Annotated in this window: 20 protein-coding genes, 1 pseudogene and 1 riboswitch; of the genes and pseudogenes, 9 read left to right on the forward strand and 12 right to left on the reverse strand. The window is 70.8% G+C overall.

Annotated features, from left to right (window positions below; genetic code table 11):
• Positions 1-7 precede the first annotated feature (7 nt).
• Positions 8-289 (forward strand): HPr family phosphocarrier protein, encoded by a 282-nt coding sequence (locus K4B79_RS33575; protein WP_067441040.1) that lies wholly within the window; start codon positions 8-10, stop codon positions 287-289.
• A gap of 182 nt (positions 290-471) precedes the next feature.
• Here K4B79_RS33575 and K4B79_RS33580 read toward each other — a convergent pair whose 3' ends face one another.
• The 4 genes from K4B79_RS33580 to K4B79_RS33595 form a co-directional block, all read right to left on the reverse strand.
• Entirely contained in the window at positions 472-1,167 is a 696-nt protein-coding gene (locus K4B79_RS33580) for a GntR family transcriptional regulator (protein WP_232031091.1), read from the reverse strand.
• A 208-nt stretch (positions 1,168-1,375) separates the two neighbouring features.
• Positions 1,376-2,140, reverse strand: coding sequence for a M23 family metallopeptidase (locus tag K4B79_RS33585; protein ID WP_232031092.1), 765 nt, complete (start codon positions 2,138-2,140; stop codon positions 1,376-1,378).
• Between the two features lie 12 nt (positions 2,141-2,152).
• Positions 2,153-2,316: riboswitch (cyclic di-AMP (ydaO/yuaA leader) on the reverse strand.
• A gap of 199 nt (positions 2,317-2,515) precedes the next feature.
• The gene (locus tag K4B79_RS33590) at positions 2,516-3,904 is read right to left on the reverse strand and encodes a M16 family metallopeptidase (RefSeq protein ID WP_232031093.1); all 1,389 of its coding nucleotides are present in this window, start codon (positions 3,902-3,904) and stop codon (positions 2,516-2,518) included.
• Complete coding sequence (locus tag K4B79_RS33595; RefSeq protein WP_232031189.1) at positions 3,901-5,301, reverse strand: M16 family metallopeptidase; 1,401 nt, start codon at positions 5,299-5,301, stop codon at positions 3,901-3,903. Before K4B79_RS33595 ends, K4B79_RS33590 begins: the two co-directional genes overlap by 4 nt.
• 326 nt (positions 5,302-5,627) lie before the next feature.
• Here K4B79_RS33595 and K4B79_RS33600 point away from each other — a divergent pair, with 326 nt between their 5' ends.
• Entirely contained in the window at positions 5,628-8,084 is a 2,457-nt protein-coding gene (locus K4B79_RS33600) for a DNA gyrase/topoisomerase IV subunit A (protein WP_232031094.1), read from the forward strand.
• Here K4B79_RS33600 and K4B79_RS33605 read toward each other — a convergent pair.
• The gene (locus tag K4B79_RS33605) at positions 8,081-9,175 is read right to left on the reverse strand and encodes a CobW family GTP-binding protein (RefSeq protein ID WP_232031095.1); all 1,095 of its coding nucleotides are present in this window, start codon (positions 9,173-9,175) and stop codon (positions 8,081-8,083) included. The genes K4B79_RS33600 and K4B79_RS33605 overlap by 4 nt on opposite strands.
• 321 nt (positions 9,176-9,496) lie before the next feature.
• Between K4B79_RS33605 and K4B79_RS33610 the strand changes: the two genes are divergently transcribed.
• The 3 genes and pseudogenes from K4B79_RS33610 to K4B79_RS33620 all read left to right on the forward strand — a co-directional run bounded on the left by K4B79_RS33610 (position 9,497) and on the right by K4B79_RS33620 (position 10,923).
• Entirely contained in the window at positions 9,497-10,054 is a 558-nt protein-coding gene (locus tag K4B79_RS33610) for a DUF6082 family protein (RefSeq protein ID WP_232031096.1), read from the forward strand.
• A 272-nt stretch (positions 10,055-10,326) separates the two neighbouring features.
• A pseudogene (locus K4B79_RS33615) lies at positions 10,327-10,554 on the forward strand (hypothetical protein); the annotation flags it as partial.
• 123 nt (positions 10,555-10,677) lie between these two features.
• Positions 10,678-10,923, forward strand: a complete 246-nt coding sequence (locus K4B79_RS33620) for a hypothetical protein (protein WP_232031190.1) — start codon at positions 10,678-10,680, stop codon at positions 10,921-10,923.
• Positions 10,924-11,023: 100 nt separating this feature from the next.
• On the opposite strand, the gene K4B79_RS33625 is transcribed toward K4B79_RS33620, so the two are convergent.
• The gene (locus tag K4B79_RS33625; protein WP_232031097.1) at positions 11,024-12,214 is read right to left on the reverse strand and encodes a citrate synthase/methylcitrate synthase; all 1,191 of its coding nucleotides are present in this window, start codon (positions 12,212-12,214) and stop codon (positions 11,024-11,026) included.
• Positions 12,215-12,340: 126 nt separating this feature from the next.
• Here K4B79_RS33625 and K4B79_RS33630 point away from each other — a divergent pair, with 126 nt between their 5' ends.
• From K4B79_RS33630 to K4B79_RS33645, 4 genes are all read left to right on the forward strand, one after another.
• The gene (locus K4B79_RS33630) at positions 12,341-13,597 is read left to right on the forward strand and encodes a citrate synthase (protein ID WP_232031098.1); all 1,257 of its coding nucleotides are present in this window, start codon (positions 12,341-12,343) and stop codon (positions 13,595-13,597) included.
• 54 nt (positions 13,598-13,651) lie between these two features.
• Positions 13,652-14,596: a sucrase ferredoxin gene (locus K4B79_RS33635; RefSeq protein ID WP_232031099.1), complete on the forward strand. Its 945-nt coding sequence runs from the start codon at positions 13,652-13,654 to the stop codon at positions 14,594-14,596.
• A gap of 132 nt (positions 14,597-14,728) precedes the next feature.
• Entirely contained in the window at positions 14,729-16,408 is a 1,680-nt protein-coding gene (locus K4B79_RS33640) for an ATP-binding protein (RefSeq protein ID WP_445276265.1), read from the forward strand.
• On the forward strand, positions 16,405-17,085 hold the full coding sequence (locus tag K4B79_RS33645) for a response regulator (RefSeq protein WP_232031101.1): 681 nt from the start codon (positions 16,405-16,407) through the stop codon (positions 17,083-17,085). The genes K4B79_RS33640 and K4B79_RS33645 overlap by 4 nt, the downstream gene beginning before the upstream one ends.
• 134 nt (positions 17,086-17,219) lie before the next feature.
• Here the strand turns inward: K4B79_RS33645 and K4B79_RS33650 are convergent, their stop codons facing one another.
• The 6 genes from K4B79_RS33650 to K4B79_RS33675 form a co-directional block, all read right to left on the reverse strand.
• On the reverse strand, positions 17,220-18,812 hold the full coding sequence (locus K4B79_RS33650; protein ID WP_232031102.1) for a solute symporter family protein: 1,593 nt from the start codon (positions 18,810-18,812) through the stop codon (positions 17,220-17,222).
• On the reverse strand, positions 18,809-19,378 hold the full coding sequence (locus tag K4B79_RS33655; protein ID WP_232031103.1) for a DUF485 domain-containing protein: 570 nt from the start codon (positions 19,376-19,378) through the stop codon (positions 18,809-18,811). Before K4B79_RS33655 ends, K4B79_RS33650 begins: the two co-directional genes overlap by 4 nt.
• 69 nt (positions 19,379-19,447) lie before the next feature.
• The gene (locus K4B79_RS33660) at positions 19,448-20,131 is read right to left on the reverse strand and encodes a response regulator transcription factor (protein ID WP_232031104.1); all 684 of its coding nucleotides are present in this window, start codon (positions 20,129-20,131) and stop codon (positions 19,448-19,450) included.
• On the reverse strand, positions 20,128-21,279 hold the full coding sequence (locus K4B79_RS33665) for a sensor histidine kinase (RefSeq protein WP_232031105.1): 1,152 nt from the start codon (positions 21,277-21,279) through the stop codon (positions 20,128-20,130). The genes K4B79_RS33660 and K4B79_RS33665 overlap by 4 nt, the downstream gene beginning before the upstream one ends.
• Positions 21,276-21,800: a DUF1453 domain-containing protein gene (locus tag K4B79_RS33670; RefSeq protein WP_232031106.1), complete on the reverse strand. Its 525-nt coding sequence runs from the start codon at positions 21,798-21,800 to the stop codon at positions 21,276-21,278. The genes K4B79_RS33665 and K4B79_RS33670 overlap by 4 nt, the downstream gene beginning before the upstream one ends.
• Positions 21,801-22,012: 212 nt before the next feature.
• Complete coding sequence (locus K4B79_RS33675) at positions 22,013-24,136, reverse strand: DNA gyrase/topoisomerase IV subunit B (RefSeq protein WP_232031107.1); 2,124 nt, start codon at positions 24,134-24,136, stop codon at positions 22,013-22,015.
• Positions 24,137-24,332: the final 196 nt, after the last annotated feature.

Genomic DNA, 24,332 nt, shown 5'->3' on the forward strand with positions numbered 1-24,332 from the left:
GCATCACATGGCTGAGCGCCGCGTCAACGTCGGCTGGGCCGAGGGCCTTCACGCCCGCCCCGCTTCCATCTTCGTCCGGGCCGCCACGGCCGCAGGTATCCCGGTGACGATCGCCAAGGCCGACGGCAACCCCGTCAACGCGGCCTCCATGCTGGCCGTCCTCGGCCTGGGCGCACAGGGCGGCGAGGAGATCGTCCTCGCCTCCGACGCCGAGGGCGCGGACGTGGCCCTCGACCGTCTGGCGAAGCTGGTCTCCGAGGGGCTGGAGGAGCTTCCGGAGACCGTCTGAGCCACCTGGCGAAAGACGCCGTAACGCAGCACCGAAGGGCTCGTCCGAATTATCGGGCGGGCCCTTCACATTTCCCGTTCGCGGACACACGCTTTCCCGTTCACGGACACCCTGATTTTCCGCAAACAGGCAGCGGAAATAATCCCCCGCGAATTACCTGCTCTTTGTATACGGCGCCCGTGTTAATGCCGCAGGCCGGACATGTTTACGGGATGTTGCGAGTTCCTCACACGCTCCCCGCGCTCCGGGCCGGAGCCGAACCGCGGGCGGTGCGCGGCCGTGGAGCGCTCGGTGTGCAGTGCCGTGATCGCCCGCGCGCGGTCCCCGTCGCCGCGCGCCACGGCGTCCACGATCGCGCCGTGCTCCGCCCAGGACTCCACCGGGTCGGCCGGCGCCTCCACCGTGTACATCCAGGCGATCTTGTGCCGCAGCTGGGTGAGCATCGAGGACATCGCGGGGCTGCCGGAGGCCTGGGCGAGCGTCTCGTGGAACCAGCCGCCCAGCGAGCGCAGGTCGTCGCTGTTGCCCCGCCTGGCCCGCTCCTGGCCCAGCCGGACCAGCCCGCGCAGCACCTTCAGGTGGGCCTCGGTGCGCCGCTGGGCGGCCCGGGAGGCGGCGAGCGGCTCCAGCAGCAGGCGCATCTCCAGCAGGTCGGCGCCCTCCTGCTCGGTGGGTTCCGCGACGCACGCGCCCGCGTGCCGCCGGGTCACCACGAAGCCCTCCGCCTCCAGCGTGCGCAGAGCCTCCCGGACGGGGACGCGCGAGACGCCGTAGCGGCGCGCGAGCAGTTCCTCGGTGAGCCGGCTGCCGCGCTCGTAGACACCCGCGACGATGTCGTCCCGGATCGCCGTGCATACCGAGTGCGCCGGAATACGCATGACCGACCTCCGCTTTAATCCCCGTGAAACGTCGACGATGGACGCGTGTTCCGTGACTCTATTGCAATCAGCGGGAATTTCCGACGGCGGACCGGAATCCATGGATATTTTTTGGACAGACGGCCCCCGGAAACGGCGAAAGCCCCGGCTCGGGAGCCGGGGCCTCGGGGTCCTGCCGCCTGTCGTCAGACGTTCACGCCGTCCGTCGTCAGACGTTCACGCCGTGCGAGCGGAGGTAGGAGACGGGGTCGATGTCCGAGCCGTACTCGGCGCTCGTGCGGGCCTCGAAGTGCAGGTGCGGGCCGGTGACGTTGCCGGTGGCGCCGGAGAGGCCTATCTGCTGGCCCGGGGTGACCGTCTGGCCCACCGAGACGGCGATGGACGACAGGTGGCCGTACTGGGTGTAGGTGCCGTCGTTCATCCTGATCACGATGTTGTTGCCGTACGACCCGCCCCAACCGGCCTCGACGACGGTGCCGGAGCCGACCGCGTGGACGGCGGTGCCGCTCGCGGCGTGGAAGTCGACGCCGGTGTGGCTGCCGGAGGACCAGACGGCGCCACCGGCCTTGTAGCCGGTCGAGATGTACGAGCCGGAGATCGGGGTGACGTAGCGGTTGAGGCGCTCGCGCTCGGCGGCGGCGCGGGCGGCGCGCTCCTCGGCCTCGCGCTCCTTCTTGGCCTTCTCGGCCGCCTTCTTGCGGGCGAGTTCCGCGGCCTTCTTGCGGGCGGCCTCCTCGGCGGCCTGCTTCTGCGCGTCGGCCTGGGCGTCGATCTGGGCGGCGACGGAGTCGCCGAGGGTGACGACGGGGATGAGACCGGTCTGCTCGGGGGCGGGCTCGGCGGCGAGCGCCGGGGCGGCCAGGGTGCCGATGACGCCGGTGGTGGTGAGCGCTGCGACGCTCGCGGCCCGGGCGGTGGTGCGCTTCGTCCGACTGGGACGACGGTGCTTCCCGGTGGCGCAGATGAACGCCATGGAGTGGCTGGTCCTTTCCTTCCCTCTCGCCTACCGGGTTAGCTGACGGGTTCGGAGCAGGAAGGTCTCCTACGGACCCCCTCGCGGTGCGCGGGCGTCCGATTCACCCCAGGGACTTGGTGTGGGTCCCCGGCTCCCCTGGCTCGCGCCGTACGGGGACTCGGCGATGACTGTCCGGTGCCGCGGATGCGGCGCGGTGCCTGACGGACAGCCCGGAAGACGCTAAGCGGGGCGACTTTCAATCCCCAAACAGATCGCGGGTTTTGTAGCGCATGCCACAGGGCAGACAGGCAACCTCTCCCCTAATTCGGACATACGGGGGCCCTGGTGACTCATCAGTCACCAGGGCCCGGCGTGTGTGTCCCTACTCTGTCGTCACTCTGCCGTCACGACCGTGACGGCGCCGATACCGAGGGCCTCGACGGGCTCCTTGATCGCTGCCGCGTCCCCGACGAGGACCGTCACCAGACGGTCCACCGGGAAGGCGCTCACGACGGCCGCGGTGGCCTCGACGGTGCCGGTGGCGGCGAGCTGCTGGTACAGCGTCGCCTGGAAGTCGTCCGGCAGGTGCTGCTCGACCTGGTCGGCCAGGGTGCCGGCGACGGCGGCCGCCGTCTCGTACTTCAGCGGGGCCACGCCGACCAGGTTCTGCACGGCGACGTCGCGCTCGGCGTCGGTCAGTCCCTCCGCCGCGAGCGTGCGCAGCACGGTCCACAGGTCGTCGAGGGCCGGGCCGGTGTTCGGGGTGTCGACGGAGCCGCTGATGGCGAGCATCGCGGCACCCGAGCCGTCCGGGGCCGAGCGCAGGACCTGCCCGAACGCCCGCACGCCGTAGGTGTAGCCCTTCTCCTCGCGCAGCACGCGGTCCAGGCGGGAGGTCAGGGTGCCGCCCAGGCAGTACGTGCCGAGCACCTGCGCGGGCCACACGCGCGCGTGCCGGTCCGGACCGATCCGGCCGATCAGCAGCTGCGTCTGGACGGCGCCGGGGCGGTCCACGATGACGACCCGGCCGGTGTCGTCGGCGGTCACCGGCGGCACGGGCCGCGGCTGGGCCGTGGAGCCGGTCCAGGTGCCGAGGGTCTCGCCGAGCAGCGCGTCGAGGTCGATGCCGGTGAGGTCGCCGACCACGACGACGGTGGCGGTGGCCGGGCGGACGTGCTTCTCGTAGAAGCCGCGGACGGCCGAGGCGTCGATGGCCCCGACCGTCTCCTCGGTGCCCTGGCGGGGCCGGGACATGCGCGAGGTCGCCGGGAACAGCTCCTTGGAGAGCTCCTTGGCCGCGCGACGGCCCGGGTTGGCCAGCTCGTGCGGGATCTCGTCCAGGCGGTTGCGGACCAGCCGCTCGACCTCGCTGTCGGCGAACGCGGGCGCCCTGAGGGCGTCGGCGAGCAGACCGAGGCCCTTGGGCAGGCGCGAGGCGGGCACTTCGAGGCTCAGCCGGACACCGGGGTGGTCGGCGTGCGCGTCGAGGGTGGCACCGGAGCGCTCCAGTTCGGCGGCGAACTCCTCGGCGTCGTGCTTGTCGGTGCCCTCGGAGAAGGCGCGCGCCATGATCGTGGCGACGCCGTCCAGGCCGGCCGGTTCGGCTTCCAGGGGGGCGTCCAGGAGCACCTCGACGGCGACGACCTGCTGGCCGGGGCGGTGGCAGCGCAGGACCGTCAGGCCGTTGCCGAGCGTCCCGCGCTCGGGAGCGGGGAAGGCCCAGACCTTGGGCTCGCCCGCCTGCGGCTGGGGGTGGAACTCCATCGTGGCGAGCTCGGTCACTTGGCCGCCTCCTCGTTCTGGTCGGTGGCTTCCACGGTCGCCGCGGACTCCGGGTCGTCGGCACCCTCGGCGTCCTCGGCGCTCTGGGCGATCTCGGTCGGGGCGGTCGGTTCGTAGACCAGGACCCCGCGGTTGTCGGGGCGCAGGCGGGCCTTGGCGACCTCCTGGACCTCCGCGGCCGTCACGTCGAGGACGCGCCCGACGGCGGTGAGGGCGAGCTGCGGGTCGCCGAACAGCACGGCGTACCGGCACAGTTCGTCGGCACGGCCGGCGACGGTGCCGAGCCGGTCCAGCCACTCGCGCTCCAACTGGGCCTGGGCGCGCTCCATTTCCTCGGCCGTGGGGCCCTCGGCGGCGAACCGGGCGAGCTCCTCGTCGATGGCGGTCTCGATGACCGGCACCTCGACGTCGCCGGAGGTCTTCACGTCCAGCCAGCCCAGGGAGGGCGCCCCGGCCAGCCGCAGCAGACCGAATCCGGCCGCGACCGCCGTACGGTCGCGGCGCACGAGCCGGTTGTAGAGGCGGGAGGACTCGCCGCCGCCGAGGATCGTGAGAGCCAGGTCGGCCGCGTCGCACGCGCGCGTGCCGTCGTGCGGCAGCCGGTAGGCGGCCATCAACGCGCGCGCGGGGACCTCTTCCTCGACGACCTCGCGCAGCTGCTCCCCGATGATGTCGGGCAGCGAGCCGTCACGCGGCGTGGGCTTGCCGTCGTGCGAGGCGATGGAGCCGAAGTACTTCTCCACCCAGGCGAGCGTCTGCTCGGGGTCGATGTCGCCGACGACCGACAGAACGGCGTTGTTCGGCGCGTAGTACGTGCGGAAGAACGCGCGCGCGTCCTCCAGGGTGGCCGCGTCCAGGTCGGCCATCGAGCCGATCGGGGTGTGGTGGTAGGGGTGGCCCTCCGGGTAGGCGAGGGCGGTCAGCCTCTCGAAGGCGGTGCCGTAGGGGACGTTGTCGTAGCGCTGGCGGCGCTCGTTCTTGACGACGTCCCGCTGGTTCTCCATCGACTCGTCGTCCAGGGCGGCGAGCAGGGAGCCCATGCGGTCGGCCTCCAGCCAGAGGGCGAGCTCCAGCTGGTGGGTGGGCATGGTCTCGAAGTAGTTGGTGCGCTCGAAGCTGGTGGTGCCGTTGAGCGAGCCGCCGGCGCCCTGGACGAGCTCGAAGTGGCCGTTGCCCTTGACCTGTCCGGAGCCCTGGAACATGAGGTGCTCGAAAAGGTGAGCCAGGCCGGTACGTCCCTTGACCTCGTGGCGCGAGCCGACGTCGTACCAGAGGCACACCGCCGCGACCGGGGTCAGGTGGTCCTCGGAGAGCACCACCCGCAGCCCGTTGGCCAGGCGGTGCTCGGTCGCTGTCAGGCCCCCGGTGCCTGCCTGGTCTGTGGCCGTGTGACCCATGGGCATGTACGTCCCTTCAATGGCTGACGCGGTCGTCGAAACCGCGGTTTTCCTGCCGGTCCTGCCACTGTATGCAAGCGTGCGGAGGCTCGGCGAAGTTCCCGGAGCACGTACGCCCACAGCGGATCGCGTAGCCTGCGGGCAACCGTGAGGGAGGCACTGTGTCGCGCCGGGCCGGGCGGCTCAGCCGGGTCCTGGCCCGGACTGTCAGTGCCGCGGTCCACAATGGTCCGCGTCAGATCCCGTTCACGCTTCAGCAAGAGTGAGCCAAAGGGCCGACGTGAGCGACCCGTAGGCGAGCGACCAGAAAAGAGGAGCCGGCAGCGATGGCCCGCCGCAGCACGAAGACCCCGCCGCCCGACGACTCGTACGAGGAGCGGATCCTCGACATCGACGTCGTGGACGAGATGAAGGGTTCGTACCTCGAGTACGCGTACTCGGTCATCTACTCCCGCGCCCTGCCGGACGCCCGCGACGGTCTCAAGCCGGTGCACCGCCGCATCGTCTACCAGATGAACGAGATGGGCCTGCGCCCCGACCGCGGCTACGTGAAGTGCGCCCGTGTCGTCGGCGAGGTCATGGGCAAGCTGCACCCGCACGGCGACGCGTCGATCTACGACGCCCTGGTGCGCATGGCCCAGCCGTTCTCGATGAGCGTCCCGCTGGTCGACGGCCACGGCAACTTCGGTTCCCTGGGCAACGACGACCCGCCGGCCGCCATGCGGTACACCGAGTGCCGCGCCGCCGAGGCCGCGAGCCTGATGACGGAGTCCATCGACGAGGACACCGTCGACTTCGCCCCCAACTACGACGGCCAGGAGCAGGAGCCGGGCGCGCTGCCCGCCGCCTTCCCGAACCTCCTGGTGAACGGCGCCTCCGGCATCGCGGTCGGCATGGCCACCAACATGCCGCCGCACAACCTCTCCGAGGTCATCTCCGCCGCCCGCCACCTGATCCGCTACCCGAACGCGGATCTGGACGCCCTGATGAAGCACATCCCGGGCCCCGACCTGCCCACCGGCGGCCGGATCGTCGGCCTCACCGGCATCCGGGACGCCTACGAGACGGGCCGCGGCACCTTCAAGATCCGCGCCACGGTCTCGGTGGAGAACGTCACCGCGCGCCGCAAGGGCCTCGTCGTCACCGAGCTGCCCTTCACGGTCGGCCCGGAGAAGGTGATCGCCAAGATCAAGGACCTGGTCGGCTCGAAGAAGCTCCAGGGCATCGCGGACGTCAAGGACCTCACCGACCGGGCGCACGGCCTGCGTCTGGTCATCGAGATCAAGAACGGCTTCGTCCCGGAGGCCGTCCTGGAGCAGCTCTACAAGCTGACCCCGATGGAGGAGTCCTTCGGCGTCAACAACGTCGCGCTGGTGGACGGCCAGCCCCTCACCCTCGGCCTCAAGGAGCTCCTGGAGGTCTATCTCGACCACCGCTTCGAGGTCGTGCGGCGCCGCAGCGAGTTCCGCCGCGGCAAGAGGCGCGACCGGCTGCACCTGGTCGAGGGCCTGCTCACCGCCCTGGTCGACATCGACGAGGTCATCCGTCTGATCCGCTCCAGCGACAACTCCGCGCAGGCCAAGGAGCGCCTGATCGAGCGCTTCTCGCTGAGCGACATCCAGACGCAGTACATCCTGGACACGCCCCTGCGGCGGCTCACCAAGTACGACCGCATCGAGCTGGAGTCGGAGAAGGACAGGCTCAACGCGGAGATCGCCGAGCTGACCCGGATCCTCGACTCGGACGCCGAGCTGCGCAAGCTGGTCTCCGCCGAACTGGCCGCGGTGGCCAAGAAGTTCGGCACCCCGCGGCGTACGGTTCTGCTGGACGCGGCGGGCCTCGCGACCGCGGCCGTCCCCCTCCAGGTGGCGGACGACCCGTGCCGCGTCCTGCTCTCCTCGACGGGCCTGCTGGCCCGTACGGCGAACGGCGAGCCGTTCCCGGAGGACGGCGACGGCAAGCGCGCCAAGCACGACGTGATCGTCTCGGCGGTACCGGCCACGGCGCGCGGCGAGATCGGCGTGGTGACGTCCCTGGGGCGCCTGCTCCGGGTGAACGTCGTGGACCTTCCCCAGCTCCCGGAGACGACGGCCGCGCCGAACCTCTCGGGCGGGGCCCCGGTCTCGGAGTTCGTCTCCCTGGAGGGCGACGAGACGGTCGCCTGTCTGATCACGCTCGACGAGTCCTCCCCGGGCCTCGCGCTCGGCACCGAGCAGGGCGTCGTCAAGCGGGTCGTCCCCGACTACCCGTCCAACAAGGAGGAGCTGGAGGTCATCACCCTCAAGGAGGGTGACCGCATCGTCGGCGCCGTCGAGTTGCGCACCGGCGAGGAGGACCTGGTCTTCATCACGGACGACGCCCAACTGCTGCGCTTCCAGGCGTCCCAGGTCCGGCCCCAGGGCCGTCCGGCCGGCGGCGTCGCCGGTATCAAGCTCACCGACGGCGCGAAGGTCATCTCCTTCACCGCGGTGGACCCGGCGGCGGACGCGGTCGTCTTCACGGTCGCGGGCTCGCGCGGCACCCTGGACGACTCCGTCCAGACGACGGCCAAGCTCACGCCGTTCGACCAGTACCCGCGCAAGGGCCGCGCCACAGGTGGCGTACGGTGCCAGCGCTTCCTGAAGGGCGAGGACTGTCTCTCCCTGGCCTGGGCGGGCCCCGTCCCGGCCCGCGCGGCCCAGAAGAACGGCACCCCGGCCGACCTCCCGGAGATGGACCCCCGCCGTGACGGCTCGGGCGTGTCCCTGGCGAAGACGGTGTCGGTGGTGGCGGGACCGGTCTAGGCGGGCGGATCCTCCGGACGCCGTTCCTCAGGATCCCCCTCGTCGGGATCCGGTACGTACCTCAGGACGCCCCACATACCGTGCTCGTCGGCGGTGTGCGGGGCGTCGCTCCTGCACGCCTCCAGCTCCTTGCCGAGCGCGGGCGCGTCGATCCCGGAGCCGATGAGCACGAGCTGAGTGAGGCGGGGGTCGGCGGCAGCCCAGGGCTCCGGGTAGAACCGCAGGAACCGGCCGACGGCGTGGACGGAGTACCGGTTCCGCGGGTCGTACGCCCCGAAGTCGACGTACCCCTTGATCCGGTACAGCCCCTCGGGCCTGCTGTCGAGGAACCCCATCAACCGACGCGGGTCGAGGGGGACTTCGGAGGCGAAGGAGAGGGTGTCGTAGGAGGCGTGGAGATGGCCTGAGTGGTCATCGTCGTCGTGCCGGTGCTCGCCGCGGTGATGATCGTGCAGGTCATCGAAGGACAACTGCCCGATGCGCTCCTCGCTCGGCCGGCAGTCGAAGAGGAACTCGGGATCGACGCGGCCGTAGGTGGCGGGGACGACAGCGGCCCGGTCGACGAGCTCACCGACCTGACGGAGCACCCGCTCGCCGCTGTCGGCCCGGTCGAGCTTGTTGACCACCACGAGGTCGGCGAGCGCGAGGTGCCGGTCGATCTCGGGGTGCTTCGCGCGCGTCGCGTCGAACTCCGCGGCGTCGACCACTTCGACCAGTCCGCCGTACACAACGCCCGTATGGTCACTGGCGAGCAGCATCCGCACCAGCTCCTGGGGCTCGGCGAGACCGCTGGCCTCGATGACGATGACGTCGATCCCGGTCTCGGGCCGGGCCAGCCGCTCCAGATAGACGTCGAGCTCACTCGCGTCCACCGCGCAGCACAGGCAGCCGTTGCCGAGGGAGACGGTGGAGTCGCCGAGCGCGCCGGCGACCGCCATCGCGTCGATCTCGATGGCACCGAAGTCGTTGACGATGGCCCCGATACGGCTGCCGCCGCTGCGATGGAGGAGGTGGTTGAGAAGCGTGGTCTTACCGGAACCCAGGAATCCGGCCAGGACGACCACCGGGATCTGCTGCCGACTCCGACTCAACGCGCTCCCTCTCTCACGCCACCGCGTGCGCCGGTCCGTCCCCTTGCGCACGTACGAGGATTGAATGCGCACCCAGGATACGAGCCGGAAGAATCACCGCGAAGTGAACGATTGTTAGCAGCACTTGCGGGGCAGACGTTCGTCAAGGCGCCGGTTCGTGCGACCCTCACATCCCTCCGTGCGCCTCGTCTCCGCCTCCCCCGCCGATCAGAGCCGCTCGGCACCCTGGGAGACGGCAAGCGCCGCCCACCGCTCGCCGGTCCCCTACAGTCGACCCGCACCCCGACGACCGGCGGACGGCCGCCTGATTCGGGGGTTGACATGGCCACACAGAAGCGTGCAATACGGGGATGGGGGGCAGTCACGGCGGCAGGCTTGGGCCTGGCGACGGGAGCCCTTGCGCTCCTGACCGCACAGCGCCAGGCCATCGACTCGCTGCGCGTGCGCGTGGAGCACCTGGAACAGGCCGCGCAGGCTCAGCGCGACACCAATATCGCCCAGCAGCAGCGCCTGCACTGGGAGCTACTGAGCAAGGCCATGGACGATCCCGAACTCGCCGAGGTGCTCGACACCTACGAGGAAGCCGTCTCCGCCAAGAAGCAGCGCCAGTACCTGTTCGCCAACGCCCTCTACACCAATGCCCTCTGCTACTACCGCATTGGCAACATCAGCCGCGAGGAATTCTTCGGATTTGCCCGAGGAATCCTGCAGAATCCCATCTTCAGGGAGTATTGGCGGGCCACTCGCCCTCATCGGGCCACGTTGATCGATGCATCCGAAGAGGCGGAACTCGGACGGTTGGTTGACGACCTGCTGCGCCAACTCGAGGAAGCAGACAGCGATGAGTGGTGGGTCGTGGGCGAGCCCCCGGCCGACTAGCACCGACTCCGCATCGCCCCCGACGTGAAGTTTCGTCCACCGATGTGCCGTTCCGGGTGCATCACACCGTCGGGCGATAACGAACTGGCAAATTCACGCGTTTCCCCTGATGCCAACAGGGTTGACTGCTCCGCGATCGCGTTAAGGGTCGACCCCCGTTGAACCGTCGCTCCATGCCGCTCGGTCGTCGAGGTAGCAGCCCCACAGGGTCGCATCGCACCGCGCAGCGCGCAGGCGCCCAGACCTTGAGACCAAGGGGAACTTGAACAGTGATTCAGATCGTCCGTCGGCTCGGCACTTCTCCCAGAGCTCGCGGAAGTGTGTCCGGACAGAATTGCCCAGATATCTTCGAGTTGGCTGATGGTAACTTCGCCGTTATCGGAACCGACGCCACGAACGGGTTGGATGCACACCTTCCGACCGGTACACCCCTGACCAAGGACGACCGCATCGTCGTGGTCACACGTGAAACCCTGATTCACGCCAAGACCGACATTCCTCTTGGCGCCGGAAGCTCTCGCACACCCGTGGCCCTGCTCCGCGCAGGGGACTCACACGTCGACGGTTCCAGGGCAGCGCTCAAGCCCGCAAACAGGGGAGGCCAACACCAGGTGGACGCGGAAGTGAAAGTCGTACGACGGCTCGGCAAGGCGCCCCGGCAACGCCGGTCATCCCCGAGCTTGAACGCAGGAACCTGCCCGGACATCTTCGAACTCAGCGATGGCAACTTCGCCATCATCGGCACGGAAGCCACGGAAGCACTCGACCGGCAACTGCCCGCCGACGCTTCCCGCGCCGACTACGAGCGCATCGTCGTCATCAGCCGGGAGACTCTGATCGAGGCGAAGAGGGACATCCCCGATGCCTGATCACGCGGCTCGCTGACACGTACCATCCCGGGCTCGGCACCAGGCGGTGCCGAGCCCTTATACATCGGAAGCGGACGCGGACAGGGGAGCGCCCAAGCCCTCAGGCAACCCCCGGCACCGCCACCGGCGCCCCCGGCCCCACATACCGAGCCGCCGGCCTGATGATCTTCGGGTCGGCCGCCTGTTCCAGGATGTTGGCGCTCCAGCCCACGACCCGCCCCGCGGCGAACGTCGGGGTGAACATCTCGCGAGGCAGACCGCACAGCTCCATGACCACACCCGCGTAGAACTCGACGTTGGTGTGCAACTCCCGCCCCGGCTTCAGTTCGGCCAGGATGCGCTCCACGCGGCGCTCGACCTCGACCGCGAAGGCGACACGCGGACCCCCGAACCGCTCGGCGATCTCCCGCAGCATCCGGGACCGCGGATCCTCCGTGCGGTACACGGCGTGACCGAAGCCCATGATCCGCTCGCCGGCCAGCACACGCTCACGAATCCAGGAGTCGATGCGGTCGGGCGTGCCGATCGCGTCCAGGGTGTCCAGCGCCCGACTGGGAGCACCACCGTGCAACGGCCCGGACAACGCCCCCACCGCCCCCACGAGACAGGCCGCCACATCCGCACCCGTCGACGCGATGACCCGCGCCGTGAAGGTTGATGCGTTGAAGCCGTGATCAATGGTTGAGATCAAGTACCGCTCGATGGCACGGGCCCGCTCGGCATCGGGTTCGGCCCCCGTGAGCATGTACAAGTAGTTCGCGGCGTACGACAGATCCTCCCGCGGCTCGACGGGATCCAGCCCCCTCCCCAACCGGTGCAACGCCGTCAGCAGCGTCGGCACAGCCGCGGCGGCGACCAGCGCGTCCCGACGCCGCCGGTCCGCATCGAGGTCGTAGACAGGACGGAAGCCCTTCGCCGCACCCAGCAACGACAACGCCGTACGCATCCCCGCGAGCGGCCCCGACCCCGCACCGGCCGCGGCGATGGCGGGCAGGGCGGCCGACACCTCCGCGGGCAGCCGACGCAGCGCGGCGGTCTCGGCGGCGAAGGCGGCGGAGCGGGCGGCGTCCGGCAGCTCACCGTGGACGAGCAGATGCCAGACGTCCTCGAACCCTCGGGTCCGCGCGAGTTCGACGGCCGAGTACTGGCGGTAGTGGTAGAACCCCTCGGCTCCCCGCACGTCACCGATCTCGGTGTCGGCGACGACGACCCCCGCGAGCCCTCGCGGCACGTCGACGAGCACGCCTCCGGACCCGTTGATGGAGCTGTTGGCCGAACTCTTGACGGACATGATTCCTCCTTGAATCCTTCCCCTTCAGATTGATTTGACTGTCCATGATTGACTTAATCTCTGTCAATATTGATTGAATCAACCTTCACGAATCAACATGCCGAGCTGCGGATACGGTGACCTCTTATGCGCGATCACGAGCCCCGCCCCGACCTCGCCGAACAGCGGCTGACCACCAAGGAGGCCGCCGAACTGCTGGGCGTGAAACCCGAGACCGTGTACGCCTATGTGAGCCGCGGCCAGCTCTCCAGCCGTCGCGTACCGGGCGGCCGGGGCAGCACCTTCGACGCCAAGGAGGTGGAGGCGCTCGCCCGGCGCAACAGGCGTGAGAGCGGCGGGAGTCCGGGATCCGGTGGCGAGCCGGCCGTACGGACCCGCCTCACACTCATCGACACCGACCGGTACTACTTCCGGGGCGTGGACGCGACCGAGCTGGCCGCACGGCACTCCTACGAGGAGGTCGCCGAGTGGCTGTGGACGGGCAGACTGCGCCCCGGCGCCACGTTCACGGCACCGGAGGCCGCCGTCGCCGTCGCCCGCCGGGCCGTCGACGCACTGCCCGAACACACCGCGCCCACCGACCGGCTGCGGGTCGCGGCGATCGCCGCCGCGGTCGCGGACCCGCTGCGCTTCGATCTTTCGGAGGAGGCCGTGCTCGGCACGGCGCGCGTCCTCATCCCCACCCTGGTCGCCGCCCTCCCTCCGATGGGGTACGACGACCAGGAGGGCGGTCCTTTGGCTCACCGCTTGTGGACCAGGCTCAGCGGCCGGCCCGCCGACGAGGCGTCCCTGCGCGCCCTGGACCGGGCGCTCGCACTGCTCGTCGACCACGACCTGGCGGCCTCCACTCTCGCGGTGCGTGTCGCCGCCTCGGCCCGCGCCCACGCCTACGCGGCCGTCTCCACCGGGCTCGGCGTGCTGGAGGGTCCGCTGCACGGCGCGGCCAGCGGCCTGGCCCACAGGCTCCTGCTCGACGTACTGGACCGGGGTGACGCTGCCCCTGTGATCGCGGACGAACTACGGGCCGGGCGACGCATTCCCGGGCTCGGACACCGGCTGTACCCCGGCGAGGACCCACGCGCGCGTGCCCTGTTCGCCCTCCTGGAGGAGATTCCGCGCGCCGAGCCCGCACTTCTGGCGGCCCGCGACATCGTCGCCACCACCGCGCGCCACGCTCCCCTGCACGCCAACGTCGACCTGGCGCTCGCCGTGCTCACGGCCTCCTCCGGCATGCCCGCCACGGCGGGTGAGACCGTCTTCGCCGTGGCCCGTACGGCGGGCTGGATCGCCCACGCCCTGGAGGAGTACGGCGAGCGCCCGCTGCGGATGCGCCCGAGCGGTCACTACGTGGGGCCGCGCCCGCCGCAGCCCCTGCCCGAGTAGGACACCCGGCCCTCCGGAAGTCGCCCTGGCGCAAGTCAGGTTAGGCTCACCTCTGTGAGTATGTGCTCAACCGTCTCCCGGGAGCTCGACGAGCCCATTTCAGGGACCGCGGTCACGGCGACCACCTGGCTGCTCCTGGAACAGCCCGGTCCCTGGGGTGCCCAGGCGCTCACTTCGAGCCACCTGGACCCCGTACTGGGCCGCGCCCTGGAGACGGCCGCGAAGGGCACGGGCGTACGCGTGGCCCTCATCCGCCGCCCCGGGCGTCACGCCGACAGCGGTACTCCGGAGGCCCGGAAGGTGTACGCGGCCCACACGGTGCCGGGGAACGTGTGGCTGCGGACCGCCACCACCCGCGACCCGCACCGCCTCCTCGACGTCGACCTCGCCGCGCTCGGCCGGGGCGACCACCGCACCTTCGACGCGGCGCTCGACGGGCGCCCGCACACCGGCGAACCGCTCGCCCTCGTGTGCACCAACGGCAAGCGCGACCGCTGCTGCGCGCTCCTCGGTCGTCCGCTCGCCACCGAACTGGCCTCCTCCGGCGTCGACGGCGTCTGGGAGGTCACCCATCTGGGTGGTCACCGCTTCTCGCCGACCTTGCTCGTACTGCCGTACGGATACGCCTACGGCCGGGCCGAGGCGCATGCCGTCAAGCAGGTCCTGCACAGCGTCCAGGAGGGGCGCGTCGTGGTCGAGGGGTGCCGCGGGAACTCCGCCTGGGAGCGGCCCGGCCAGGCGGCCGAGCTGGCCGTGCGCACGGCGGCGCGTGAGTACACGGCGGAGGCGCTGACCGTCGTCCGCACGGAGGGCGCCGCACCGCGCTGGGAGGTGACCGTCGCCCATGTCGACGGGCGCCGCTGGCGCGTCTCGGTGTCCCAGGACGCCGCCCTGCCGCCCCGCCCGGAGACCTGCGGGACGTCGGTGCTCGGCTCGCCCGCCCGGATGGAGGTGGTGGCGGTGCACGAGCTGCCGACGACGGCCGCGCCCGCGGGCTGACGGAACCGCCTTCACGGGCGCGGCTCCCGCGGTCCACCGGTCGGGACCCTGTATCGCGATCAAGACATTGATCAAGAGATCCACACCACACCCCCTGCGGCAGCTCCGGCACACCCACGTACCGTCATGGGTATGAGCCGCCCCACTCCCCTCGTCCGCCGCCTGCGTGTCGGGCTGCCGCGGCGGGCGTTCTCCCAGGTGCTGCTGATGCAGCTGGCGATCGCCGCGGGGGTCGCGGTGCTCGCGACCGGGCTGTTCCTGGCACCGCTCAGCGACCAGCTGGACGACCAGGCGATGCGCCGTGCCCTGGCGATCGCGCAGACCACCGCGGCCCAGCCACGGCTGGCCGAGGAGGTCAAGAACACGCCTCCGCTGACCGACGGCCCCGTCCAGCGGCAGGCCGAGCAGATCCGCAGGGCCACCCACGCCGAGTACATCGTGGTCATGGACTGGCGAGGCGTGCGCTGGTCGCACCCCACCCCCAGCGAGGTCGGCAGGACCGTCTCGACCGACCCCGGCCAGGCCCTGGCCGGCGGGGAGGTCATGCAGATCGACAGTGGCACCCTGGGCCGCACCGCCCGGGGCAAGGTGCCCCTGCGCGACAGCGACGGCGAGATCGTCGGCGCGGTCTCGGTCGGTATCGCGTACGACAGCGTGCGGGCCCGGCTGATCCACGCGATCCCCGGACTGTTCGCCTACGCCGGCGGCGCCCTCGCCGTGGGCGCGCTGGCCGCCTGGCTCATCTCCCGCCGGGTCCAGCGGCAGACCCGCGACCTGGCCTTCTCGGACATCTCAGGGCTGCTCGCCGAGCGCGAGGCGATGCTGCACGGCATCCGGGAGGGCGTCGTGGCCCTGGATCGCGCCGGTCGCGTCCGCCTGCTCAACGACGAGGCGCAGCGGCTGCTGGGCATCGGCGACGAGGTCGTGGGCCGTTCCCCGGAGGAGGCGCTCGGCGAGGGCCGTACCGCCGACGTCCTGGCGGGTCGGGTGACGGGCACCGATCTGCTCACCGTGCGCGGCCAGCGGGTGCTGGTCGCCAACCGCATGCCCACCGACGACGGCGGCGCCGTCGCCACCCTGCGCGACCGCACCGAGCTGGAACAGCTGGGCCGGGAACTCGACTCCACGCGCGGCCTGATCGACGCCCTGCGGGCCCAGGACCACGAGCACGCCAACCGCATGCACACGCTCCTCGGGCTGCTCGAACTGGACATGTACGACGACGCCGTGGAGTTCGTCGGAGAGGTCGTCGGCGACCATCGCGCCACCGCGGAACAGGTCACCGAGAAGATCGAGGACCCGCTGATCGCCGCGCTGCTGGTCGGCAAGGCGACCGTCGCGGCCGAGCGCGGGGTGGCGCTGTGGGTCTCCGACCGGACCCGGCTGCCGGACCGGCTGGTCGATCCCGGCGGGCTCGTCACGATCCTCGGCAACCTGGTCGACAACGCGCTGGACGCCGCCGCGGGCACGCCGCACGCGCGCGTGGAGGTCGAACTGCGCACGGAGGGCAGCACCGCCGTGCTCAGGGTGCGCGACACCGGGCCGGGAATCCCGGTCGAGCACCGGGAGTTGATCTTCACCGAAGGGTGGTCCACGAAGAAGCCCCCGGCGCACCGGGAACGCGGCATCGGGCTCTCCCTGGTGCGCAGGCTCGCCGAGCGGCAAGGTGGCAGCGCGACGGTCGGCGAGGCGGGCGGCGGAGGCGCGGAGTTCACCGTTGTCCTGCCCGACGCCCTGGCGGAGCCGGGCCCGGAGCCCGCGCTCACCGCACCGCAGGCCGCAGGGGCCGTCACCGAGGAGGAGTCGCGATGATCGAGGTCCTGGTCGTGGACGACGACACCCGGGTCGCCCGGGTCAATGCCGCCTACGTCGAGAAAGTGCCGGGCTTCCACGTGGCCGGCGAGGCGCACAGCGCGGCGCAGGCCCTGGACCGGTTGGCGACGCTGCCGCACGTGGACCTGGTCCTCATGGACCACTACCTGCCCGACGAGACGGGCCTCTCGGTCGTCCAGGAGATGCGCCGCCGCGGCCACCAGACGGACGTGATCATGGTGACGGCCGCCCGGGACGTGACGACCGTTCAGGCGGCGATGCGGCACGGCGCCGTTCAGTACCTGGTCAAGCCCTTCGCCTTCGCGGGCCTGCGCGCCAAGCTGGAGGCGTACGCCCAGCTGCGCCGCACGATCGACGGCGGCGGGGAGGCGGAACAGGCCGAGGTGGACCGCATCTTCGGCGCGCTGTCCGCATCGTCGGAGCCCGAACTGCCCAAAGGGCACTCCCCCACCACCGCGGAGCTCGTCCGCCGGTCCCTGATGAACGCCGACGGCCCCCTCTCGGCCCAGGAGATCGCCGAACGGACCGGCGTGAGCCGCCAGACCGCCCAGCGCTATCTGAAGCTCCTGGAACGCACGGGACGGGCCAGGCTGACCCTCAAGTACGGCGACGCGGGTCGCCCGGAACACCGTTACGTGTGGGCGACCCGCGCCTGAGGGCACGGCCCGTGGGGGCGGGGGAAGGAACCGTGCCCGCCTTACATACGGACGCGAACCCCGCAGATGTCAGTCCCGCCCGTCGTATGCGTCCCGCACCGCCGTGTCTCGTACGACGACGGAGGCCTCGCCTGTCACACCGCTCCCGCTCCCGTCAGCGACCGCACCTCGGTCTCCGCGTGCTTGGCCTCGTCGGGCAGTTCCGCCGAGGTGACGGTGCCCAGCCAGCCGGCGACGAAGCCGAGCGGGATCGAGACGAGCCCGGGGTTCTGCAGCGGGAAGTACTGGAAGTCGACCCCGGGGAACAGTGATTCGGGGCTGCCCGACACCACCGGAGACAGCACCACGAGCAGCACCGCCGGAACCAGTCCGCCGTACACCGACCACACGGCACCGCGTGTCGTGAACCCGCGCCAGAACAGCGAGTAGAGCAGCACCGGCAGATTGGCGGACGCGGCGACGGCGAAGGCCAGGCCCACGAGGAACGCGACGTTGAGATCCCGTGCCAGCAGGCCGAGGGCGATCGCCACCACCCCGATGCCGACCGCCGCGGTACGGGCCACCGCGACCTCGCTGCGCGGCTTGGCGCGCCGACGGCGCAAGGAGGCGTAGAGGTCATGGGCCACGGACGCCGAGGAGGCGAGCGTGATCCCGGCGACCACCGCGAGGATCGTCGCGAAGGCCACGGCGGCGACGATCGCGAACAGAACCGTTCCTCCGGTGGAGCCCGCGCCCCCGCCGAGATCGAGCGCCAGCAGCGGAACCGCCGTGTTCCCCGCCGCGTTCGACCCGCGTACGGCATCCGGTCCCACGATGGCCGCCGCGCCGAACCCGAGGACGATCGTCATCAGGTAGAAGCCACCGATGAGCCCGATCGCCCAGACGACCGAACGCCGTGCCGCCCGTGCGGTGGGCACCGTGTAGAAGCGGGACAGGATGTGCGGCAGCCCGGCCGTGCCCAGCACCAGCGCGAGTCCGAGGCTGATGAAGTCGAACCGCGCGGTCCAGTCCCCGCCGTACTTCAGCCCCGGCGCCAGGAACGACTCGCCGTGGCCGCTGCGCTCGGCCGCCGTGAGCAGCAGATGGTCGAAGTCGCCGTGGAAGCGCACCAGGACGAGCACGGTGAGCGTGACGGTGCCGCCCAGCAGCAGGACCGCCTTGACGATCTGGATCCAGGTGGTGGCCCGCATCCCTCCCAACGACACATAGATCACCATGAGCGCACCGACGCCGATGACGGTCCAGGACTGGGCCGCCTCGCCGGTACCTCCCAGCAGCAGCGCGACCAGGCTGCCCGCCCCCACCATCTGCGCCACCAGATACAGAACGGACACGGTGACCGAGGAAGTTCCCGCCGCGATCCGTACCGGGCGCTCCCGCATCCGGGCCGCGACGACGTCGGCGAGCGTGAACCTCCCGCAGTTGCGCACGAGTTCGGCGACCAGGAACAGCACCACCAGCCAGGCCACGAGGAAGCCCACCGAGTACAGCAGCCCGTCGTAGCCGAAGAGCGCGATGAGCCCGGAGATGCCGAGGAAGGAGGCGGCCGACATGTAGTCGCCCGCGATGGCAAAACCATTCTCCATCGGGGAGAAGAGCCGACCGCCGGCGTAGAACTCCTCGGCCGAACCGCGCCGGTGCCGACCCACCCAGGTCGTGATCGCCAGCGTGACGGCCACGAAGGCGCTGAACAGCAGCAATGCCAGGGTCTGATGGTTTCCCGTCACGACGCGCCGCCCCGGACGCCACGCGTCAGTTCCTGGGTGTCCCACCGCAGTTCGAGTGCGGCCCGGTCCCGGCGCAGCCTCGCGTGCCGGGCATAGGCCCAGGTGAGCAGGAAGGTCGTCAGGAACTGACCGAGACCCGCCACCATCGCCACGTTCACGGCGCCCGCCACGGGCCGCGCCATCAGACCGGGTGCGGTCGTGGCGGTCACCACATAGGCCACGTACCAGGCGAAGAACGCGGCGCCCGCGGGGATCACGAACCTTCGGTAGCGCCTGCGTACCTCCTGGAACGCGGCGCTGCGCTGCACCTCCAGGTACACGTCGGCCGCGGCCACGGCCGGGGTCTCCCGCTCCTGGCGCGCCGACGCACCCTCGGGCCCGCCCGCGGCCACGCCGTCCGACTCGCCCCAGCCGGAGGCGAGTGCGTCGTACCAGGGATCGTCGTAGCGCACGCTCCCGGAGCTTGCGACCGCATCGGTGCAAGCCGGATCCTGACCGTCGTGGTTGCCGAACGAACGCTCGACACCACCCCCGCCACCGCGCGGGCGACCGTTGCTTGACTGCATGCCCAAGGATGGACAGAACGGGAAGATCCCCGACTCTTCTTCCCCGCGCTCTTCACCCCATCAGGTGACTCAGCCCGCGGGCGGCCGCACCAGGCCCTTCGCGTATGCGTAACGCACTGCCTGAGCCCGGTCCTTGAGTCCCGTCTTGGCGAAGAGATTGTTGATGTGGGTCTTCACAGTCGCGGTGGAGACATGCAGCTCGCGGGCGATCTCCTGGTTGCTGAGCCCCTCGGCGATCAGCACCAGCACCTCGGTCTCCCGCGCTGTGAGGCCGTCCGAAGCCTCCTCGGATGCCGTGACCCGGGGCTCGGCGTCCGACAGGCGCTCCAGCAACCGGCGTTGGATGCTCGGCGACAGCCCCGCGTCCCCGGACAGCACGCTCCGCACGGCCCGCACGATCTCCTCGCCGTCCGCGTCCTTGGTGAGATAGCCGCGGGCCCCGGCTCTCAGCGCCGGGAACAGCGACTCGTCGTCCGCGAAGGTCGTGAGGACCACGACCTGCGTCCCGGGATGGTCCGCCCGGATGCGCCGGGTGGCCTCCACGCCGTCGCACCGCGGCATGCGCAGGTCCATCAGCACCACGTCCGGGGCGAGTTCGGCGACGAGCTTCACCGCCTCGTCCCCGTCCCCCGCGGATCCCACGACCTCGATTCCCGGCAGCAGCCCCAGCAACATGACGATGCCCTCGCGCACCACGGTCTGGTCGTCCGCCACCACCACCCGCGCGGGCTTCTCCTCCGCCCCTTCCGTCATGCGGGGACCCTCAACGCCACCACGAACCCCTCCTCGTCCGGCCCGGCCTCCAGCGAGCCGCCCAGCAGCTCCGCACGCTCCCGCATGCCCAGCAGACCGTACCCGGCTCCCGACGCGCCGAGTTCGCCCGCTGAGCCTCCCGAGTCCCGCACGACCAGGCTCACCTGGTCCTCGCCGTATTCCAGCAGCACCCGCACCTTGGCCCCGGCCGCGTGCTTGCGGACGTTGGTCAGGGCTTCCTGGGCGACTCTCCGCACGGTCTGCGACGCCTCCGCCGACAGGGGTCTGCGCTCACCCGTAATGGTGGTCTCGGCACCATCGGTCGCGCCCACCAGCCGGGTCAGGAAGTCCTCCAGCGGGGTCAGTTCCCCGCGCAGCGCCGACAGCGCCTGCCGGGTCTCGGCGAGACCGTCACGGGCCATGCCCCGGGCCGCCACCACCCGTTCGAGGATCCGGTCCCGGTCGGCGCCCCGCTCGATCAGCAGCCGCGCGGCCTCCAGGTGCACGAGCTGCGCGGAGAGGCTGTGCGCCAGCACGTCGTGGATCTCCCGCGCAATGCGGGCCCGTTCCGCGAGGGCCGCCGACTCCGCCTCCGCCGCCCGCGCGGCCCGCTCCTGGGCGAGCAGCCGCTGGGCACTGCCGCGGGCCTCGGCGTCCAGCCGCAGGACGTACCCGGCCAGGGCGAGCCCGGCGGTCGTGGCCGCGGTGGTCAGCCAGACGTCGTCGTTGACCGCGGCGTACGACGCGAGGGCGAGCGCGGTCACCGGCAGGGCGGACGCGAGCGGCAGCCGCTCCAGCGCGGTGATCGCGCATCCGCACCAGAGGACGAGGGCTCCGACCCGGAATTCGGTGGTCTGCGCGGTGGCCGCGATCACCAGGAGCACGCCGAAGAGGGCGAGGGAGGGCCCGAGCCGGTGCGCGAGGGTGGTGCGGTAGAGGGCCCACGCGACGAGCGCGGCGAGGAGGACGCCGGCCGCCGCTCCGAGCGCGCCCCAGCCACGCACATGACTGCTGGTGAGCGCACTGTAGAGAAGCATGGCGAGCACCACTGCCCGCACCACCCGGCCGAGCAGGCGTCGCGGGCCCGAGGTCTCCGTACGCCCGAGCGCCTCCCGGGAGGGCCACCGTGTCCAGGCGTTCTCCGTCACGCACGCTCCTTCCCCGCCGACCCGAACGTGGGGTCACCGTACGCCGGGGAATGTGCGGCGGTGGGGCGCGTGGACTGTGCGCGCCGGACGAGGATCCCTGAGCGGACCATCAGCGTGGCCGCCAGGGCGAGCAACAGGGCGGAGGAGCCCTGGTGGACGCCGAGCGCGGCCCCGAGCGCGAAGAGACCGACCCGCAGTCCGATGCCGACGGCCCAGACGATCCCGGTCGCTCTGGTGCCCTTGCTCCACACCGCGCCGTCGGGTTCCACCCATGTCCGGGTCGTCCAGCCCCAGCCGACTCCGACGGCGAGGCCGGTCAGCAGTTCGGCGGCGAGCAGGGTGACCGACGCGGCGTGGTGCCGGGCGTCCACCAGCCCCGGCTCGCGGAGTGCCACCACCGCCAGGACGACGGGCAGCAACCACCAGCGCCGCCCGGTGTCGATCCGGCTTGCGCGGAACTGGCGGGCGATCACCACAACGGCCACGGCCACGATCAGCAACGCATCGACGAGCCCCGACATCACAGCCTCCGTGGGCGAAGAAGGGTCTGCCGGCAGCGGATGCCGCCGACCCCTTCGACGCTACGGAAATGTGCAGGTCAGCAGATCGGAGCGGGGGTGGATCATGGGTGGATCCTCGAACGGGCGGGGTCTCCACCCGTGGGTGGAGACCCCGCCCGTCGGCAGTGGGGCCGGGGCGGGGACGCCCTCCCCAGCCCCGTCGGAGTCAGGCGTCAGGCGTCGATGCGCGACCGGTCCAGCGTCGCCGCCGACCCGGAGATGAACTCCTTGCGCGGCGCCACGTCGTTGCCCATCAGCAAGTCGAAGACCTGCTCCGCGGACTCCAGGTCGGCGAGATTGATCCGACGCAGGGTCCGGTGCCGCGGGTCCATCGTCGTCTCGGCCAGCTGGTCGGCGTCCATCTCGCCGAGGCCCTTGTACCGCTGGATCGAGTCCTTGTACCGGACCCCCTTGGTCTGGAACTCCATCAGCTTCTCGCGCAGCTCGCGGTCCGAGTACGTGTACACGTACTTGTCCTGGCCCTTCTTCGGCTGGACCAGCTCGATGCGGTGCAGCGGAGGCACCGCGGCGAACACCCGGCCGGCCTCGACCATGGGCCGCATGTAGCGCTGGAACAGCGTCAGCAGAAGGCATCGGATGTGCGAGCCGTCGACATCGGCGTCGGTCATCATGATGATCTTGCCGTAACGGGCCGCGTCGATGTCGAAGGTGCGGCCGGACCCCGCCCCTATGACCTGGATGATCGCGCCGCACTCGACGTTCTTCAGCATGTCCGTGACGGACGACTTCTGGACGTTGAGGATCTTTCCGCGGATCGGCAGCAGCGCCTGGAACTCGGAGTTCCGGGCGAGCTTCGCCGTGCCGAGCGCGGAGTCCCCCTCGACGATGAACAGCTCACTGCGATCGACGTCGTCGCTGCGGCAGTCGGCGAGCTTGGCCGGCAGCGACGAGGACTCCAGGGCCGTCTTCCGGCGCTGCGCGTCCTTGTGCTGGCGGGCGGCGATCCGGGTCCGGGCGGCGGCGACGGCCTTCTCCAGGATCACCCGGGCCTGGGCCGCCGCGTCCCGCTTCGTGGACGTGAGATACGCCTTGAGCTCCTTGGCGATCACGGTGTTCACGATGCGGCGGGCCGCCGACGTACCGAGGACCTCCTTCGTCTGCCCCTCGAACTGCGGCTCGGCGAGTCGCACGGTGACGACCGCGGTGAGGCCTTCCAGGGCGTCGTCCTTGACGATGTCGTCCTCGGCCACGCGCAGCAGCTTCTTGGCGCGCAGGACCTCGTTGAGCGTGCTGGTCACGGCCGTCTCGAAGCCCGCTACGTGCGTGCCGCCCTTGGGGGTGGCGATGATGTTCACGAACGACTTCAGGGTGGTGTCGTAGCCCGTGCCCCACCGCATCGCGACGTCGACGTCGAGCTCGCGGGTGACCTGCGTGGGGGTCATCTGACCGTGCTCGTCCAGGACCGGAACGGTCTCCTTGAAGCTGCCCTGACCGGAGAAGCGGAGGACGTCGTTGACCGGCTTGTCGGTGGCCAGGTACTCGCAGAACTCGCTGATGCCGCCGTCGAAACGGAAGGACTCCTCGCCCTTGCTCCCGCCCTCGCCGAGCCCGTACTCGTCACGGACGACGATGGTCAGGCCGGGCACCAGGAACGCGGTCTGGCGGGCACGCTGGTGGAGGTTCTCCAGGGAGAGCTTGGCGTCCTTGAGGAAGATCTGACGATCGGCCCAGTACCGCACGCGCGTGCCGGTGCGGTTCTTGGGGATCTTCTTGGCCTTGCGCAGACCACTGCCGGCCTCGAACTTGGCGTCGGGCCCGTTCGCCGCGAAGGCGCCCGGCACACCGCGCCGGAAGCTGATCGCGTGCGTGTGGCCGTTGCGGTCCACCTCGACGTCCAGCCGCGCGGACAGGGCATTGACCACGGAGGCGCCCACGCCGTGCAGACCGCCGGAGGCCGCGTACGAGCCGCCGCCGAACTTGCCGCCGGCGTGCAGCTTGGTCATGACGACCTCGACGCCGGAGAGACCGGTCTTGGGCTCGACGTCGACCGGGATGCCGCGGCCGTTGTCACGGACCTCGACCGAGGCGTCGTCGTGCAGGATCACCTCGATGTGGTCGCCATAGCCCCCCAGGGCCTCGTCGACGGAGTTGTCGATGATCTCCCACAGGCAGTGCATCAGACCGCGGCTGTCGGTCGACCCGATGTACATGCCCGGGCGCTTGCGCACGGCTTCGAGCCCCTCGAGGACGAGGAGGTGCCGCGCGGTGTAGTTGGAACCGTCCCGGTCTGCTCCTGCCAGCAGCGCTGTGGACGGCACGGACGTCTCGGCGGTCACGCGGTTCGCTCCTCGCTGAATTTCAGGTGGCGCCCTGATGGGTAAGGGCGCGGCTTCGGTCGCCGCTCAGAGGGTACCGAGGCCTGGTAGAGCCGTTGTAACGCCACCCTCGTCTGAACTCACAGTAGTCCAGAGTCGCATACATGTTCGATCCCTCGATGGAGTGAAGTACATATCACGTTCCCTTCCAGGCATG

This window comes from Streptomyces lincolnensis (assembly GCF_021173675.1).
In the GTDB taxonomy this organism is placed as follows: Bacteria; Actinomycetota; Actinomycetes; order Streptomycetales; family Streptomycetaceae; genus Streptomyces; species Streptomyces lincolnensis_B.

What these genes read in the sequence shown, in the direction of transcription:
- K4B79_RS33610 (WP_232031096.1), top strand. Translation starts at nt 9,497, where the DNA reads ATGGCCACACAGAAGCGTGCAATACGGGGATGGGGGGCAGTCACGGCG.
- K4B79_RS33625 (WP_232031097.1), bottom strand. Translation starts at nt 12,214, where the DNA reads ATGTCCGTCAAGAGTTCGGCCAACAGCTCCATCAACGGGTCCGGAGGC.
- K4B79_RS33660 (WP_232031104.1), bottom strand. Translation starts at nt 20,131, where the DNA reads ATGACGGAAGGGGCGGAGGAGAAGCCCGCGCGGGTGGTGGTGGCGGAC.
- K4B79_RS33600 (WP_232031094.1), top strand. Translation starts at nt 5,628, where the DNA reads ATGGCCCGCCGCAGCACGAAGACCCCGCCGCCCGACGACTCGTACGAG.
- K4B79_RS33645 (WP_232031101.1), top strand. Translation starts at nt 16,405, where the DNA reads ATGATCGAGGTCCTGGTCGTGGACGACGACACCCGGGTCGCCCGGGTC.
- K4B79_RS33575 (WP_067441040.1), top strand. Translation starts at nt 8, where the DNA reads ATGGCTGAGCGCCGCGTCAACGTCGGCTGGGCCGAGGGCCTTCACGCC.
- K4B79_RS33580 (WP_232031091.1), bottom strand. Translation starts at nt 1,167, where the DNA reads ATGCGTATTCCGGCGCACTCGGTATGCACGGCGATCCGGGACGACATC.
- K4B79_RS33630 (WP_232031098.1), top strand. Translation starts at nt 12,341, where the DNA reads ATGCGCGATCACGAGCCCCGCCCCGACCTCGCCGAACAGCGGCTGACC.
- K4B79_RS33670 (WP_232031106.1), bottom strand. Translation starts at nt 21,800, where the DNA reads ATGTCGGGGCTCGTCGATGCGTTGCTGATCGTGGCCGTGGCCGTTGTG.
- K4B79_RS33585 (WP_232031092.1), bottom strand. Translation starts at nt 2,140, where the DNA reads ATGGCGTTCATCTGCGCCACCGGGAAGCACCGTCGTCCCAGTCGGACG.
- K4B79_RS33655 (WP_232031103.1), bottom strand. Translation starts at nt 19,378, where the DNA reads ATGCAGTCAAGCAACGGTCGCCCGCGCGGTGGCGGGGGTGGTGTCGAG.
- K4B79_RS33595 (WP_232031189.1), bottom strand. Translation starts at nt 5,301, where the DNA reads ATGGGTCACACGGCCACAGACCAGGCAGGCACCGGGGGCCTGACAGCG.
- K4B79_RS33640 (WP_445276265.1), top strand. Translation starts at nt 14,729, where the DNA reads ATGAGCCGCCCCACTCCCCTCGTCCGCCGCCTGCGTGTCGGGCTGCCG.